This window comes from Williamsia sp. z34, from assembly GCF_059553395.1.
The window spans coordinates 527,102-541,450 of record NZ_JCANWW010000001.1; the positions used below are offsets into that span (position 1 = coordinate 527,102).

Sequence of the window (14,349 nt, forward strand, 5' to 3'; positions counted from 1 at the left end):
AGACTGTTTCGGCCGTTACCGAATGAAGTAGATGGTCGCGAAGAGTGCGATCCAGACGATGTCGACGAAGTGCCAGTAATACGAGACGACGATCGCGGCGGTGGCCTGTGCCGGCGTGAACTTGCTGAGCCGCGTACGGATCAACAAGATGACGAAGGCAACGAGGCCGCCGATCACGTGCAGGCCATGGAAGCCCGTCGTGATGTAGAAGACGGAACCATAGGCACTTGACGAGAGCGTCGTGCCCTCGTGGACCATGTGGTAGTACTCGTAGCCCTGTCCGGCGACGAAGAACGCGCCCATGATCAGGGTGATGGTGTACCACCGTCGGAGACCGAAGACGTCGCCCCGCTCGGCGGCGAAGACGCCGAGCTGACATGTCACCGAGGAGAGAATCAGAACGGCGGTCACGGGGATCGCCAGTGTCAGATTGAGCTCGGTGGGCTCCATCGGCCAATTGCCGTAGTTTCCGGCCCTTGCCACGAAATACATCGCGAACAATCCGGCAAAGAACATCAGCTCGCTCGAAAGCCACACAATGGTGCCAACGCTGACCATGTTCGGTCGGTTCAGCGAGTGCACGCGCTGGGTGATAGCTGATCCTGTGGGTGCTGCAGCGCTAGTCACCAGAGAAGTATGACGGTTCGTAGTAAGCCCTGACCACCCGGGTCCGCATTTTTTTCCACCTTGATGCGGCGGTGCTGGTAGTAGGGCTGAAACGGTTCCCTACGGCGTGTCCGTGGTGTGGTTTCAGGCCACCTGAGAGGCTGATGGGGTGGCACGTGATGTGAACGGCAATCCGATCGAGGTTTCCCGGTGGCGGCGCCTGACCGATCGGTTGGGAGTCGGTCGAAAGACCAACGGGGAGTTGTCGGTCGAAGAATCTTCTCTGGCGGTCACCGCCGAGAGTTTCGACGATGCGGAGGCGGCGTCGACCACCTTGTCGGCTTCTCTGTGGCGGGCCGAGGAGCAAGCCGTGCTGCGGCACCTCCTGGTGGTACCGCAGGACTCGGTGGAAGCGGTCATCGGACTTGCCGCACAGGACCACTATCAACGGGTGGTGGTCGACGTTCCGGAGACGGTCGACGTCGTCGCGGGTCAGGTCCTCCTGGCGTTGGCCCGGGTGCAGTTGATCGATGCGCTCCATGTGTCGCAGGAGCGCTCCCGCATGGCGGGACTCGCGCAGCGTCACGGGGGCACCGTCATTGCCTGGCAGGTGCTGCAGGCGCGTTAGGGCGGTTGTGATGCAGTGCCGGGAAGCAGCCTGCCTCTTTGTTGTGACTGCAGGTGCTGCAGGCGCGTTAGAGCGGGCATCCGCCGGGTGTCGTCGCGGTCGCGGATGCCTAGGTGGTCGCCCCGGTCGGGCAATGGATAGTCTTTTCGCGTGACCCACTCCGATGCGCAGGCCCGCAGCTGGCCTCAGGTACTTGGAGTCCTGGCCGACGGCCGGGACCTGACCACCGAGGGCGCCGGGTGGGCGATGAACGAGATCATGTCGGACAACGCGACACCCGCCCAGATTGCGGCATTCGGTGTGGCACTGAAGATCAAAGGACCGGTTGCCGCCGAGTTGCGTGGGCTCGCCGACGCGATGTTGAACCACTCGACAGTCGTGTCGACGTCCGTTCCCTGTGTCGACATCGTCGGTACCGGAGGCGACCGCTCGAACACGGTCAACATCTCGACGATGGCCGCGGTGGTGGTCGCGGCGGCCGGGGTTCCGGTGGTCAAGCACGGCAACCGGGCGGCCACCTCGAAGAGCGGCGGCGCCGATGTCCTGGAGGCGCTGGGCGTGAACATCGCGCTGACCGCCGACGGTGTGAGCCGTTGTGTTGCCGAGGCCGGCATCGGCTTCTGCTTCGCTCCGGTCTTCCATCCGGCGCTGCGCTTTGCCGCCGCACCCCGCAAGGAGATCGGTATCCCCACGGTCTTCAACGTGCTGGGGCCGCTGACCAATCCGGCGCGTCCGACGAGCGGGCTGGTCGGTTGTGCGTTCGTCGACCTGGCACCGGTGCTGGCGCAGACCTTCGTGGAGCGCGGCGATTCGGTTCTCGTCGTCCGCGGCGACGATGGTCTCGATGAGCTGACCACCACATCGACCTCCACGGTGTGGCAGGCGTTCGGCGGTTCGGTGCGCACGCAGACGGTGGATCCGACAACTCTCGGGCTGGCCCGGGTGGAGTTGTCGGCGCTGCAGGGTGGCGACGCCGAACACAACGCGACCGTCGCCCGGGAGACCTTCGCCGGTCGGCCGGGTCCGGTCCGGGATGCGGTGCTGCTCAACGCCGCCGGTGCGCTGACCGCCTACCGCCCGCAACCGGACCTCGATCTGCACGAGCAGTTGCGTGCCCACCTGGCGGTGGCTGCGGCAGCGATCGATTCGGGCGCTGCCGCAGCAGTTCTGGCCGAGTGGGTCCGGGTCAGCAACGCCTGACCCGAGCTGTCGGCCTCGATCACTCGCCGATGGAGAAGCCTGCGTCGACGTCGGCGCTGGAGTAGCTCTTGAACGCGATGTGGGTTGCGGTGTGCTTGACCCCGGGGAGTCGGCTGATCGACTCGGTCACCACGTCGGCGATCTTTTCATGGTCGCGGACCCGTAGCTTTGCGATCAGATCGACGTCGCCTGCGCACGAATAGACCTCGGTGACACCGGGGATGTCGGCGACGGCCTGGGCGGTTTCGGGGATCTGGTGGACGTCGGTCTGGATCAGGACGATCGCGGTAATCATGGTCTCAGAGTAGTGCCGGTTCAGTCGTGATCGATGTCGATGGTCCGATGTGCCGATCCGACGAGTTCGCGCCACTGGGCCCAGCGTCCGGCGCCGTGTCTGGGTAGGCTGAATCCGCTTGTGGCGCAGACGATTCGAACATCTGAACTGGTGAGCCACCGGAAGACCAGGGCGGTTTCTTCCGGCGGGGCACCGCAGAGCGGTCCGGTTTCGGGAATCACGGTCTCGGCGGATGCGGCGAGCAACTCGACGACCGGCATCGGGGGGACGCCGCGGGTCGCGACACCGGCGCTGGCCAGGCGTCCATGCCGGATGACGGCAAGGTCCCAGCCACCGCGCCCGTCGGGTGCGGCTGCGACGAGCTCGGAGATCCGGGCGAGCGCGGCCAGGCGCTGACAGCGTTCGAGGTGGGCGATGAGTTGATCGAGGCGGTCGCGCAGCCGGGCCGCGTTCTCGAACAATTCCGCCTCGGACAGGGCTGTCAGTCGATCGAGTGCGGCCAGGATGGGTGCATCGCTGCGGCCCGAGAACAGGTCGGCCACCGCCTGGGCCCGCGGGCGGTAGACGCCGGCATCGAGCGCTTCGGCGCTCGCACCGTGGCAGCCGCCGACGATCCGTCTGCCGTCCGGACCGACCTCGCAGCGGTGCACACCGGTGGCACGTAGCGGTGTGCGGCAGGTGCGCAGTTCACAGAGTTCGGCGATGAGGTCGGCGATGTCATATGCAACGGATCGGGACCGGACCGGGCCCAGGGCAGTCGTGGTGGGCGTGCGGCTCACCTTCAGCCGTGGGAACGGCTCGTCGGTGAGGCAGAGCCACCAACCACGATGGGGGAACTTGGACCGACGGTTGTATGGCGGGGCATGGGCGCCGAGCAGGCGCAGTTCGCGGACCCCGGCCTCGACGCGGTGTGCGCATTGCACGTGATCGACGCGGGTGGCCAGATCCACCATCTCCCGGATGCGGGTACGGGTCTCCGACCCGGTGAAGTAACTGCGAACCCGACGCCGTAGATCGACCGCCGTCCCGATATACAGGACTTCGTCCGACGGTCCGCGGAACAGGTAGACGCCGGGTTCGGACGGCAGGTGGTCCGACAGTGCTCTCTTGCTGCGGGTGGCCGCAGAAATTCCGGGGAGATAGTCGCGCAGTTCCCTATATGTATGGACGCCCTGGTTGCCCACCCGCTCGAACAGGCGATGCAGTACCTCCACCGTCGCGCGGGCATCGTCGAGCGCCCGGTGCGTCGGCTGCGTCTGCACGGCGAACAGGGCGGCGAGGGCGGAGAGTTTCACCGTGGGCGCCTCGTCGCGGGTCAGGACCCGTCGCGCGAGTTTCACTGTGCACAGAACCCGATGGAAGTCCCACGGGTGGCCGAGGTCGTTGGCGGCGGCGCGCAGGAAGCCGACATCGAAGCGTGCGTTGTGCGCGACGATCACCGCGTCCTGGGCGAACTCCAGGAATGCCGGCAATACCTGATCGATGGTCGGCGCCCGGTAGACCATCGCCTCGGTGATCCCGGTCAACCGGACGATGTGCGGGGGAATGCCGCGACGGGGGTCGACGAGTGTCGCGAAATCACCGAGCACTTCGCCGCCACGGATCTTGACCGCCCCGATCTCGGTGATGCGATCGTCGGTCGGGCTGCCGCCGGTGGTCTCGAGGTCGACCACGACAAACGTCGTCTCGCGGAGTGGCCGGTCGTCCGGATGCGCCAGGGTCGGGTCATCAAACGACATCTGGGCCCCGATGACCTCACTGACACCACTCACGCCACTCACGCGACGAACACTAGTTCGAGCCTCCGACAGCACTGCGTTGTCGGGGGTGGATGTTTGGGCCGCGGAAGGCCGGGTACAACATCCGAGATGTCTTGTCGGAGGGTGCCGCTAGCGTCTCGAGCGACGTAACAAAAGTCGGCCTCATCTCGTCTCCGGGTAAACCCTGAGGGCCCCGAGACCGAGATGAGAGGCCCAATGAGACGGAGATCACATTGCTCATCGAATGCAGCACCTGCCCGGGCCGTCCTGTCGAGTGTGACGGCTGCATGATGACCGTCTTCATGGGCCCCGTAGGGGTCCGGAGCAGCGAGGATGCGGAAGTTCGCTGTGATGAATTCGTTATTGATCACGAGGCCCGCATAGACGAGGCGGTCGCGATGTTCCGTGCCGCGGGCATGCTGGGCAAGTCTGAGACTCACGATCACCGCAGGCGTATTACCGCAGCTCAAGGGTACTTTTCGGACCAAAATCAGCCCCGTTTGTGGGCTGTGTGACGCAACACGCCGGACGGACCCTGTCGTCCTTCCGGTGGACATTCGCCATCACGGTTTCGTAACCTTTCTGAGACCTAACGAAAGTGTTCACTCCATCCGGAGGAATCGTCAGGTCGCCGCTTAATCACCAACACGGTGAACCGGGGAACCATCTGATGCAGACCACAAGTCCGCATTCGGGGTGAATCCCATCGAACCCTGAGGTCTCAACGACTTTGCGGGTTCACCGGGTAGGGCCATCTTCCGGCCCGAATCCGACAGCTAACTCGGTCAGCGGATAGGGAAGAAACAAGGAGATCTCGCTTCGTGGCGAAACATCGTTTGAACAAAGAAAGCCGTGGCGCCAAGAGTGCCCGCGGTGCACTCATTGCCGGTTCGATCACTCTCGGCACCCTGGGTATCGCCGCAGCGCCTGCCTTCGCCGCACCGGTGACCGTCCCCGGTGTCGGAACTTTCGACATCCCCGGTCTCACCCCGGAAATGATTCCGAATGAGCTGAAGCCGGAAAACCTCCTCCCCGGCGTCGCCGCTGCGCCCGCGCCTGTCAAGGCTGCCGGTCAGATCGCTGCGGACGCCGCAGTCAGCAAGATCGGTTCGCCGTACGTCTACGGCGCAGCCGGCCCCAGTGCTTTCGATTGCTCGGGTCTCGTCTACTGGTCGCACCAGCAGGCCGGTCAGACCATTCCCCGGGACAGCTACGGCCAGCTCGGCGGAGGCACCAGCGTCAGCGCTGCGAACGCCCTGCCCGGCGACGTCGTGATCTACAACGGTGGCGGCCATGCCGGCATCTACGTCGGCGGCGGTGAAGTCGTGCACTCCTCGACCGAGGGTGTGCCCGTCGCCCGGATGGCTCTCGACGGCATGTCGATCGTGGACATCCGCCGCTACTGAGCAACCAGAACTGAACAGCCATTGGGCGGGTCCGCAGAGTCTTGCGGTCCCGCCCGACGGCATCCGGCAGCCTTTACGGCGCTGGTGTCCGGCGATTCACATCGCCCGCCCATGCGCGCTGTGTAGCCTGGCCGGGTTGGTCAAATGCAGTGCAGGGGATAGGTCGTCGGGTGACCGCCATCGACCGGAATTGTGAACGTCGGTCAACAAGGAGTTGTCAGAGTCGTGGTGCGTGAGGGATATGCCGCCGTGATGCGGACTGTGGTCGCCGGTGTGGTCGTGGCGTTGGCCGTCGCCCTGGGGGCCGGTGCGCCGGCGGGTGCCGAACCTGCTCCGCAGAGCCCCGACGTGATGCTGGCCGACTACACCAAACTCGGGCGTGAAGCCGAACAGGCCACCGAGGCGATCCACACGGCGACCATCGAACTCGGCAAACAACGCGAGGCCGTCGCCGCTGCGACCAAGGATTCCGAGGCGGCCGTGGCCAATCTCGCCGCACTCGACAAGCAGGCCGCGGATCTGCAGGGCGCGGTCGATGCGCTCGTCACCGCGAGTTACAAAGGGGCCCGGGTCAATCGCCTCTACGCGGTGCTGGTGAGTGATTCGCCGCAGTCGCTTCTCGACCAGATGGCCGGCCTGGAGATGATCTCGCGCCAGACCGTAGCGGACGTGAAGATGTTCACCGCCGCGAAGTCGAACGCGGAGAAGGCGCAGAAGACCGCGGCCGACGCCAAACTCAAGGCCGAAGCCGCTGTTGCCACCGCCGAGAAGACCAGTGCCGACCTGCAGGCCCAGCAAAGTGAGCGCGTCTTCAAGGCGACCGAGATCCGGGCCATGTACCAGGCACTGACCGGCAAGCAACTCGCCGAACTCGCCGGTGCCAGTGTCGACTTCGACCCGAAGCTGCTGCCCGCCGGTACCGCTCCGGAGGTGGTCGCGGTTCGTGCAGCGATGACCCGGGTGGGGGATCCGTACGTCTGGGGCGCCACCGGTCCCGACCAATTCGACTGTTCCGGACTGATGGTCTGGGCCTACAAGCAGGCCGGAAAGACGTTGCCGCGGTCGAGCCAGGCCCAACTCGCCGGTGGAACCGAGGTCTCCCGCGACGACATGCGACCCGGTGACCTGATCATCTATTACCCCGACGCCACCCATGTGGGTATGTACGTCGGCAACGGGTACGTGATCCACGCGTCCACCTTTGGTGTGCCCGTGGCGGTTGTCCCGGTGGACAAGGGTGGCCCGTTCAACTCGGCCCGTCGGTACTGATCATCTCGGTGCGCAAGGGGCTCGACGCCCTCGCCCCCCGGACCCGGCGCGCAGTCTGGGCAGTACTCGCGGTGGTGCTCGTCGCCGTGGTCGCCATCGCGGCCATCGTCATAGCCCGTGACCCGTCCCAGGATTCGGCATCGGAGTCCGCCGCGCCCGCCGCGCGGCCTGCGAATCCGTATGAACAGGCGCGGACACTCGGCGTCACCCTCACCCTGCAGGCCTATACCGACGCGTTGCGGGCCGATGACCCCGACAAGGCGCTGGCGCAACTGGACCCGTCCGCTGATGCCGCTCTGCGCAGTCGGACCGAGCTCAGTGCTGGCGGCGTCCCGGATCTGCCGTTGACGACCTTCGAGTACCGGCTCGCGGACAGCCGCGACTTCGAACGCCGGGTGCCGAGTCAGATCCAGGACACCCTCGACGCTGCCGGCAGCGTCGATTCCTGGGTGGCACCGGTACAGCTGCGCTATGCGTACGCGGGTATCGACCCGAAAGTCGTGGTGGTCGACATCCCGATGGTCATGGCCCAGTACCCGGACGGATGGCGCATCGTCACCGAAGCAGCGCCACTGTTCGGCGAGGCACCGACTCCCGGCCAGGTCTGGCAGTTCCCGACTCCGGGTGCACAGAAGGTCGTGACGAGTCCTGGTGAGTCGCTGGTGCTCACCAATGGCGGTGACCGCCGATTCGCCGACGAGATTGCCGGTGAGCTTCCGGCCGCGGTGACCTCGGTGAGTCGGTTCTGGGGCACGAAATGGCCACAGAGCGTCGGCGTGATCGCCGCGGACACCGACGACGAGTTTCGTTCGATCACCGGAGCCGGTGGATCAGACGCGGAGGCCGCCGCCGCGGTGACCGTCTTCACCGAGATCGAGAGACCGGACGGGGCGGCGCCGACCGCCATCGGTCAGCGAGTGGTGTTCACTCCCCAAGCGGCACAACTCGATTCCGGTGAGCTGGGCGTGGTCCTGCGCCACGAGGTGTTCCATGTGGCGGCCCGGGCGGTCACCGCGGAGAATGCCGCCACGTGGGTCACCGAGGGGGTCGCGGAGTACGTCGGCCGTAGCGGCACCTATACGGAGCTCTCGCAGGCGGCACCGGCCCTGGCGCAGGAGATGACGACCTCGGGGCCACCGGCAGACCTGCCGAGCGATGCCGACTTCTCGCCGAGCAATCCCGACGCGGCCGTGTCGTATCAGTCGGCGTGGTCGGTGGCCGCCTTCGTCGCCGAGACGTTCGGACCGGACGAGCTCCGGAACTTCTACGTCGCCCTGGCCGGTGCGGATCAACCCGTCGACCCCGCGCTGGTGGTGGCCGCTCAGGACACCGCATCCACAGTGGTGCTGGGGATCTCCCGCGAAGAACTGGTGCGGCAATGGCGCGATTGGCTCTGGGCGCAGATACGGTGAGCTGATGCACCGGACCCTGTTGGTCACCAACGACTTTCCACCCCGGCAAGGGGGGATCCAGTCGTACCTGCAGAATCTGGTCGATCGGCTTCCGGCCGACGACATCATCGTCTACGCGCCGCGCTGGCGCGGGGACAGCCACGTCCGTTTCGATGCCCAGCAGCCGTATGAGGTGGTGCGGCACGGGACGACATTGATGTTGCCGACGCCCTTGGTCGCTCATCGGGCGGCCGAGTTGGTGCGTGCGCATCAGGTGGACACGGTGTGGTTCGGTGCGGCCGCGCCGTTGGCGACACTGGCAGGCGCGGTCCGGCGGGCCGGTGCCGACCGGGTGGTCGCCAGCACCCACGGCCATGAGGTGGGCTGGTCGATGCTGCCGGTGGCCCGCCAGACACTCGGCATGATCGGCCGCAACACCGACGTGATCACCTATGTGAGCAAGTACACCCGCGGCCGCTTCGCCGCCGCGTTCGGAGCGCACGCAGCGCTCGAACACCTACCGCCCGGCGTCGACGTCGACCGGTTCGCCCCCGATCCCGTTGCCCGCCAGGTCTTTCGGGAGCGGCTGGGGCTGGGCGATGCGCCGACCATCCTGTGTCTGTCGCGGCTCGTGCCGCGCAAGGGGCAGGACATGCTGATCCGGGCGCTGCCACAGGTCCGGGAGTCGATCGCGGGGGCAACCCTGGTGATCGTCGGTGGTGGACCCGACGCGAAACGCCTGCGCGAGCTCGCGGCCGACACGGGGATGACCGACCACGTCCTGTTCACCGGGTCGGTCCCGGCGGACGAGTTGGCGAGCTATCACAACATCGCCGATGTGTTCGCGATGCCGGCGCGCACGCGTGGTCGCGGATTGGACGTCGAAGGATTGGGCATCGTGTACCTGGAGGCGTCGGCGACCGGAGTGCCGGTGATCGCAGGTGATTCGGGTGGTGCACCCGAGACGGTGCTGCAGGGCGAGACCGGGCTCGTGGTCGACGGGCGGTCGGTGTCCCAGATCGCCGAGGCGCTGACAACTGTTCTGGGCAACCCGGAGCTGCGCGACTCGATGGGCCGTGCGGGTCGTGAATGGGTGTGTTCCCGCTGGCGGTGGGAACACATGGCCGGTCGTCTGCGGCATCTGCTGTGACCGCACGATCACCGCGCACACGGGTCAAGGCAGGGTTTGTCGTCGGGTCTGTAAGCCGATATGTGAAGCTAATGCGGTGACCAGTATTCAGGTTGCCGATCAGACATTCATCGCGGCGCCACCCGAAGCAGCAACAGCGGTGATAGCCGACCGCGCGAACTGGCGTCGCTGGTGGCCGGACCTGCGATTGACGGTTGTCGAGGATCGGGCACAGCAGGGTGTGCGGTTCAGTGTTGCGGGCCCGTTGGCCGGTACCAGCGAGCTCTGGCTCGAACCGGTGCTCGATGGCTTTGTGATGCACTACTTCCTGCATGCCGAACCGGTCGGTGAACTTCCCGCAGCGCCGCGGGCCCGCATGGACGCGGTGGCCGAGTTGAATCACCGGCGACGCGTTGCCGGGCGGGCGATGGCTTTCGAGGTCAAGGACCGGCTCGAGCGGGAGCGTCATGTCGGTGGCCCGACCGCGGCTGCGACGGTCGGAGCCGGCCCCATCGGGTCTGGACGCGCAGCCGAAGGCGGAGCCGGCCCCAACGGAAAGGCCGGCAGATGACCGACCGCACCGAGCAATCGATTGTCATCAATGCCGACGCCGGCGTCATCATGGCGGTGATCGCGGACTTCGAGAAGTACCCGCAGTGGGTGTCGGCGGCCCGTGAGGTCGAGGTCGTGAAGGCGGGAGCCGATGGTCGCGCCGAGCACGTACGGTTCGTTCTCGACGCCGGGGTCCTCAAGGACAGGTACGAGCTGAGTTACGACTGGTCCGCCAATGGGAACACGGTGACCTGGGATTTGATCACCAGCGAGCTGCAGACAGCCCAGCACGGGCGGTACTCGCTCGTTCAGCAGGCACCGGGGTCGACGAAGGTGACGTACGAGTTGACGGTGGACCTGGCGATCCCGATGATCGGGGCACTCAAGCGTCGTGCCGAGAAGGCCATCACCGACGCCGCGCTCAAGGAACTCAAGAAGAGGGTCGAAGGCTGATCGATCTAGCGCCCATCCACCTCGTCCTGGGACCGGGTGGTACCGGAACCTCCACCGTCGCCGCCGCCGGTGCGGTCGGTGAGCGGGGATCAGCCGGTGGCCGGTCCGAGGCGGGCCGGCGCGGCAAGACCCTGGTGGTGTCGCTGGACCGGTTTCATGTCGTCGCCGGCATCTTCGGGGTGTTTTCGGTTCCGGGACAAGTGATCCCGGCCTCTCGGCACGTCGACCTCCTGGAGCTCGACACCCTCGCGATGCTGGCCGATACGTGGGGCAAGATCCGGGATGCCCTGACCACCGGCGCGCTCACGGGCGCCGCGGTCCCCGGGTCGGGTGAGGTTCTGGCGGGCCTGGACCCCGAAGAGATCCTCGGCATGCCGGGGGTCGAATCCCTTCTCGCGTTGCGGCGTATCCGCGACGAGGCTGCCTCCGGGCAGTGGTCACGTGTGGTTGTCGACACCTCGGGTGCGACCGACCCGTTCGAACTGTTCCGGGTCCCGCAGATGGTGGCCGACACCATCGAGCGACTCTGGCCCCGCCATCGTCGGCTGGGTGCGGCCACCGACAGCACCCGGATCGCGCGTGTGGTCGCGATACTCGATGCCCTGATCCGGGATTGTTCCGACATCGATGACCTGTTGTTCGATTCCGCCGGTGTCAGCGCCCATCTGGTGGTCGGGGCCGACACCCACGGGGTGCTCGCCGCGCGACGCTACCAGGCCGTCTTACAGGTGATGGGTCTGCCACTGACCTCTGTTCTGGTCAACCGCCTGATGCCGGACACCGGCGACGCACAAACGTCATCGGATTGGTTCGCTCGTAAATCCGCCGAACAGCGTTCCTGCGTGGAACAGTTGCGGGAGATCGGTGGCGAGGCCGAATTGATGTGTCTGCCTTGGCTTTCCGAACCCATCGATTCGGTGGTCAGGATGCGTGAGCTTGGGGCGCAGCTGGAGTACCGGCCGATGAATCCGGTCGGCCCCCGTGCCGCCGATGTGGCGCGCGAGTCGGGGACCGGTCTGGATTCGGTGTATCGGATGCGGTGGCGGCAGTCTCTGCCCGACCCCTCCGGACTCCGGTTGGGCCGGAGCGGGGACGACCTGATGGTCACCGTCAGTGGCGTTCGGCAACGCGTCCGATTGCCCTCGGTGCTGCGCCGGTGCGTGGTTCTCGATGCCCATTGGGATGATGGGTTCATGACGGTGCGGTTCCGGCCCGATCCTGATCTGTGGCCGAGCCAGTCGTAGATACGTAAGAATGGCGGGCACCGCACAACTGTCGTGACCGATGCGTCGGTTCCAACCGAGAGAGGGCCGAGTGGACGAACAGCACGACGGCTCGTCAGGCGGGTCTCGATCCGGGGGCGACCCGGACGAGTGGCGGGTACTGCTTGTCGGGCTCCTCGAGAAAGTCGACGTCCTTGCCGCAGGTCTGCCCGGCGGCGACTCCGGTCCCCGTGCGCGTGGTGCGGCCGGTGACGGTCAGGGCGCGCCGAGCGACTTTTCGGCGCAGATCCGGACCACGCTGGAGGTCATCATCGAGGAGGCCGGTGAGCTGATCTGGGAGATGCTCGGTCAGTTGATCGCGATCCTGGAGGCCATTCAGCAGGCGCTCGAACAGGTGATGGGGTCGACGCCCGGTTCCGCGGCGGCCACGCCCACCGCTGAAGGCGGGTGGCGCGAGCATTCCTACGAACCGATCACGGTGCACTTCGACGCGCCGGACGATCCACCGACGGGCGGCGGGTGAGCGGCGGGGCGTCCGGTCCGATCCGCCACGGGGGCGCCGGCGGCGGTGAGTTGGCAATCGGGATCGACATCGGCGGCACGAGTATCAGGGCCGCGGTCGTCGATGAGCTCGGTCGGGTTCACGACACGGTCCGCGCACCGACCCCGGGCACCGAAGTGGCGCTGCAGTCGGCACTGGATCGAGCGGTCGCGGAACTGACGAGCCGCTGGAGCGTGACCGCGGTGGGCCTGGCGGTGGCGGGATTCCTGACCGCCGATCGCCAGACCATTCGGTTCTCGCCCCACCTGCCGTGGCGGGAGGCCAGGGTGGCCGAGGACATGAGCAAACGGGTCGGGTTGCCGGTCTTTCTGGAACACGACGCCAACTCGGCGGCGGTGGCCGAGTATCACTTCGGTGCGGGGCGGGGACGCAACACCGTGGTGGTCACGATCGGTACCGGCATCGGCGCAGGGTTCCTGATCGACGGTGAGATCTATCGGGGCAGCTTCGGCGTGGCACCCGAGTTGGGGCATCTGCGGGTGATGCCCGATGGCCGGCCGTGTTCGTGTGGCAAGTACGGGTGCTGGGAGAGGTATTGCAGCGGTACGGCCCTGGTCGACACCGTGGTCGAGATGATCGCCGACGCCGGTGACTGGAACAGTCAACTCGCCCGCGAGATCATGGAAGACCCGGGCTCATTGACCGGGCGCCGGATCGCGGCCGCAGCGCACGACGGCGACGCGCTGGCACTGGCGGCGTTCGCCGATTTCGCGCGCTGGCTGGGGCTGGGCCTGGCCATGGTCTGCGATGTATTCGATCCGGACCTGGTGGTGATCGCCGGCGGTGTGGGGTCCTCGGCCGGGTTGTATCTCGACGAGGCACGCGAGCACTATTCGGCATTGCTCACCGGTGCCGGACATCGCCGGATGGCACGGATCCGTGGCACGCAGCTGGGGGAGGCCGCCGGAATGATCGGCGCCGCCCAGGTGGCGCGCACCGAGACGGCCGCCATGACGCGTCCCACGTCGGGGTCTTGACGCGTCCCACGTCGGGGTCTTGACGCGTCCCGCATCGGGGTCTTGACGCGTCCCGCATCGGGGTCTTGACGCGTCCCGCATCGGGGCGGTGACGCTGCCCCGGCCGGGTGGGTAAAGTCTCCAGTCGTATTGGGTTTTCGGCAAACAGCGGCGGGGCGTTCGTGGCTCGTCAGAGAGTGGGAAGACATGTGGTACTGGGTCTTCAAATACATCCTGATGGGACCGTTCCTCCGGGTCATCGGGCGGCCGAAAGTCGAAGGCCTGGAAAATATTCCGACCAAGGGGCCGGCGATCCTGGCCAGCAATCATCTGGCCGTCGTCGACAGTTTCTACCTTCCGCTGATGGTTCCGCGCCGGATGTACTTCCTGGCCAAGAGCGAATACTTCACCGGCACGGGCGCCAAGGGCGCGTTCCAGCGCTGGTTCTTCAGCGCGTCGAGCCAGATTCCCATCGATCGCACCGGGGCCGATGCCGCGGCGGGCGCACTGTCGGCGGCCAAGCGCAAGCTCGACGCCGGTGACCTGATGGCGATGTACCCGGAGGGGACCCGGTCGCCCGACGGTCGCCTCTACAAGGGCAAGACGGGCCTGGCGCGGGTCGCGATGGCCTGTGGCGTGCCGGTGATCCCGGTGGCGATGATCGGTACCAGCGACCTCAATCCGCCCGGGACGACGGTCCCGCGTCCGGCGAGGATCACCGTGAAGATCGGCAAGCCGCTCGATTTCAGTCGTTACGAGGGCATGGAGGGCAACCGCTTCATCGAACGTGCCGTCACCGACGAGATCATGTACGAACTCATGCGTCTGGGCGGTCAGCAGTACGTCGATGTGTACGCCGCGTCCCTCAAGGACAAGCCGGCCGGTCCGCCCGCGTCCACCTTGCCGGCCGCCTGAGCCC

15 protein-coding genes and 1 riboswitch are annotated in these 14,349 nt (G+C 66.5%); of the genes, 12 read left to right on the forward strand and 3 right to left on the reverse strand.

Translation table 11 applies throughout. The annotated features are described in order from the left end of the window. Window positions 1-15: 15 nt before the first annotated feature. Window positions 16-627, reverse strand: a complete 612-nt coding sequence (ctaE, locus tag AC51GT_RS02525) for an aa3-type cytochrome oxidase subunit III (RefSeq protein ID WP_496323806.1) — start codon at window positions 625-627, stop codon at window positions 16-18. A gap of 148 nt (window positions 628-775) precedes the next feature. Between ctaE and AC51GT_RS02530 the strand changes: the two genes are divergently transcribed. Next, on the forward strand, window positions 776-1,234 hold the full coding sequence (locus AC51GT_RS02530) for a hypothetical protein (RefSeq protein WP_496327751.1): 459 nt from the start codon (window positions 776-778) through the stop codon (window positions 1,232-1,234). 150 nt (window positions 1,235-1,384) lie between these two features. Further along, window positions 1,385-2,434 carry an anthranilate phosphoribosyltransferase gene (gene trpD, locus AC51GT_RS02535; protein WP_496323808.1) on the forward strand — a complete coding sequence of 350 codons (1,050 nt, stop codon included), beginning with the start codon at window positions 1,385-1,387 and terminating at the stop codon, window positions 2,432-2,434. A gap of 19 nt (window positions 2,435-2,453) precedes the next feature. On the opposite strand, the gene AC51GT_RS02540 is transcribed toward trpD, so the two are convergent. Both AC51GT_RS02540 and AC51GT_RS02545 read right to left on the reverse strand, forming a co-directional pair. Continuing rightward, the gene (locus AC51GT_RS02540) at window positions 2,454-2,729 is read right to left on the reverse strand and encodes an Lrp/AsnC family transcriptional regulator (protein WP_482142033.1); all 276 of its coding nucleotides are present in this window, start codon (window positions 2,727-2,729) and stop codon (window positions 2,454-2,456) included. A 20-nt stretch (window positions 2,730-2,749) separates the two neighbouring features. Further along, window positions 2,750-4,468, reverse strand: coding sequence for a DEDD exonuclease domain-containing protein (locus AC51GT_RS02545; protein ID WP_496327999.1), 1,719 nt, complete (start codon window positions 4,466-4,468; stop codon window positions 2,750-2,752). A gap of 643 nt (window positions 4,469-5,111) precedes the next feature. Next, a riboswitch (cyclic di-AMP (ydaO/yuaA leader) is annotated at window positions 5,112-5,295 on the forward strand. Window positions 5,296-5,310: 15 nt separating this feature from the next. Here AC51GT_RS02545 and AC51GT_RS02550 point away from each other — a divergent pair. From AC51GT_RS02550 to AC51GT_RS02595, 10 genes are all read left to right on the forward strand, one after another. Continuing rightward, window positions 5,311-5,895 (forward strand): C40 family peptidase, encoded by a 585-nt coding sequence (locus AC51GT_RS02550; protein WP_496323809.1) that lies wholly within the window; start codon window positions 5,311-5,313, stop codon window positions 5,893-5,895. 252 nt (window positions 5,896-6,147) lie between these two features. Continuing rightward, window positions 6,148-7,164, forward strand: a complete 1,017-nt coding sequence (locus AC51GT_RS02555; protein ID WP_496328000.1) for a C40 family peptidase — start codon at window positions 6,148-6,150, stop codon at window positions 7,162-7,164. A gap of 8 nt (window positions 7,165-7,172) precedes the next feature. After that, entirely contained in the window at window positions 7,173-8,576 is a 1,404-nt protein-coding gene (locus AC51GT_RS02560; protein ID WP_496327752.1) for a hypothetical protein, read from the forward strand. Window positions 8,577-8,580: 4 nt separating this feature from the next. After that, entirely contained in the window at window positions 8,581-9,705 is a 1,125-nt protein-coding gene (locus AC51GT_RS02565) for a glycosyltransferase family 4 protein (protein ID WP_496327753.1), read from the forward strand. Between the two features lie 76 nt (window positions 9,706-9,781). Beyond that, window positions 9,782-10,255: a hypothetical protein gene (locus tag AC51GT_RS02570; protein ID WP_496327754.1), complete on the forward strand. Its 474-nt coding sequence runs from the start codon at window positions 9,782-9,784 to the stop codon at window positions 10,253-10,255. Next, on the forward strand, window positions 10,252-10,689 hold the full coding sequence (locus tag AC51GT_RS02575) for an SRPBCC family protein (RefSeq protein WP_496327755.1): 438 nt from the start codon (window positions 10,252-10,254) through the stop codon (window positions 10,687-10,689). Before AC51GT_RS02570 ends, AC51GT_RS02575 begins: the two co-directional genes overlap by 4 nt. 26 nt (window positions 10,690-10,715) lie before the next feature. Continuing rightward, window positions 10,716-11,933, forward strand: coding sequence for an ArsA family ATPase (locus tag AC51GT_RS02580; protein WP_496328001.1), 1,218 nt, complete (start codon window positions 10,716-10,718; stop codon window positions 11,931-11,933). Window positions 11,934-12,003: 70 nt separating this feature from the next. Further along, window positions 12,004-12,435: a hypothetical protein gene (locus AC51GT_RS02585; RefSeq protein ID WP_496327756.1), complete on the forward strand. Its 432-nt coding sequence runs from the start codon at window positions 12,004-12,006 to the stop codon at window positions 12,433-12,435. Then, on the forward strand, window positions 12,432-13,451 hold the full coding sequence (locus AC51GT_RS02590) for an ROK family protein (RefSeq protein ID WP_496323814.1): 1,020 nt from the start codon (window positions 12,432-12,434) through the stop codon (window positions 13,449-13,451). Before AC51GT_RS02585 ends, AC51GT_RS02590 begins: the two co-directional genes overlap by 4 nt. Window positions 13,452-13,637: 186 nt before the next feature. Next, window positions 13,638-14,345, forward strand: a complete 708-nt coding sequence (locus tag AC51GT_RS02595; protein WP_496323815.1) for a lysophospholipid acyltransferase family protein — start codon at window positions 13,638-13,640, stop codon at window positions 14,343-14,345. Window positions 14,346-14,349: the final 4 nt, after the last annotated feature.

Excerpts from the sequence above, each read along its gene's own strand:
- AC51GT_RS02540 (WP_482142033.1), bottom strand. The coding sequence starts at position 2,729 with ATGATTACCGCGATCGTCCTGATCCAGACCGACGTCCACCAGATCCCC.
- AC51GT_RS02545 (WP_496327999.1), bottom strand. The coding sequence starts at position 4,468 with ATGTCGTTTGATGACCCGACCCTGGCGCATCCGGACGACCGGCCACTC.
- AC51GT_RS02555 (WP_496328000.1), top strand. The coding sequence starts at position 6,148 with ATGCGGACTGTGGTCGCCGGTGTGGTCGTGGCGTTGGCCGTCGCCCTG.
- AC51GT_RS02565 (WP_496327753.1), top strand. The coding sequence starts at position 8,581 with ATGCACCGGACCCTGTTGGTCACCAACGACTTTCCACCCCGGCAAGGG.
- AC51GT_RS02575 (WP_496327755.1), top strand. The coding sequence starts at position 10,252 with ATGACCGACCGCACCGAGCAATCGATTGTCATCAATGCCGACGCCGGC.
- AC51GT_RS02595 (WP_496323815.1), top strand. The coding sequence starts at position 13,638 with ATGTGGTACTGGGTCTTCAAATACATCCTGATGGGACCGTTCCTCCGG.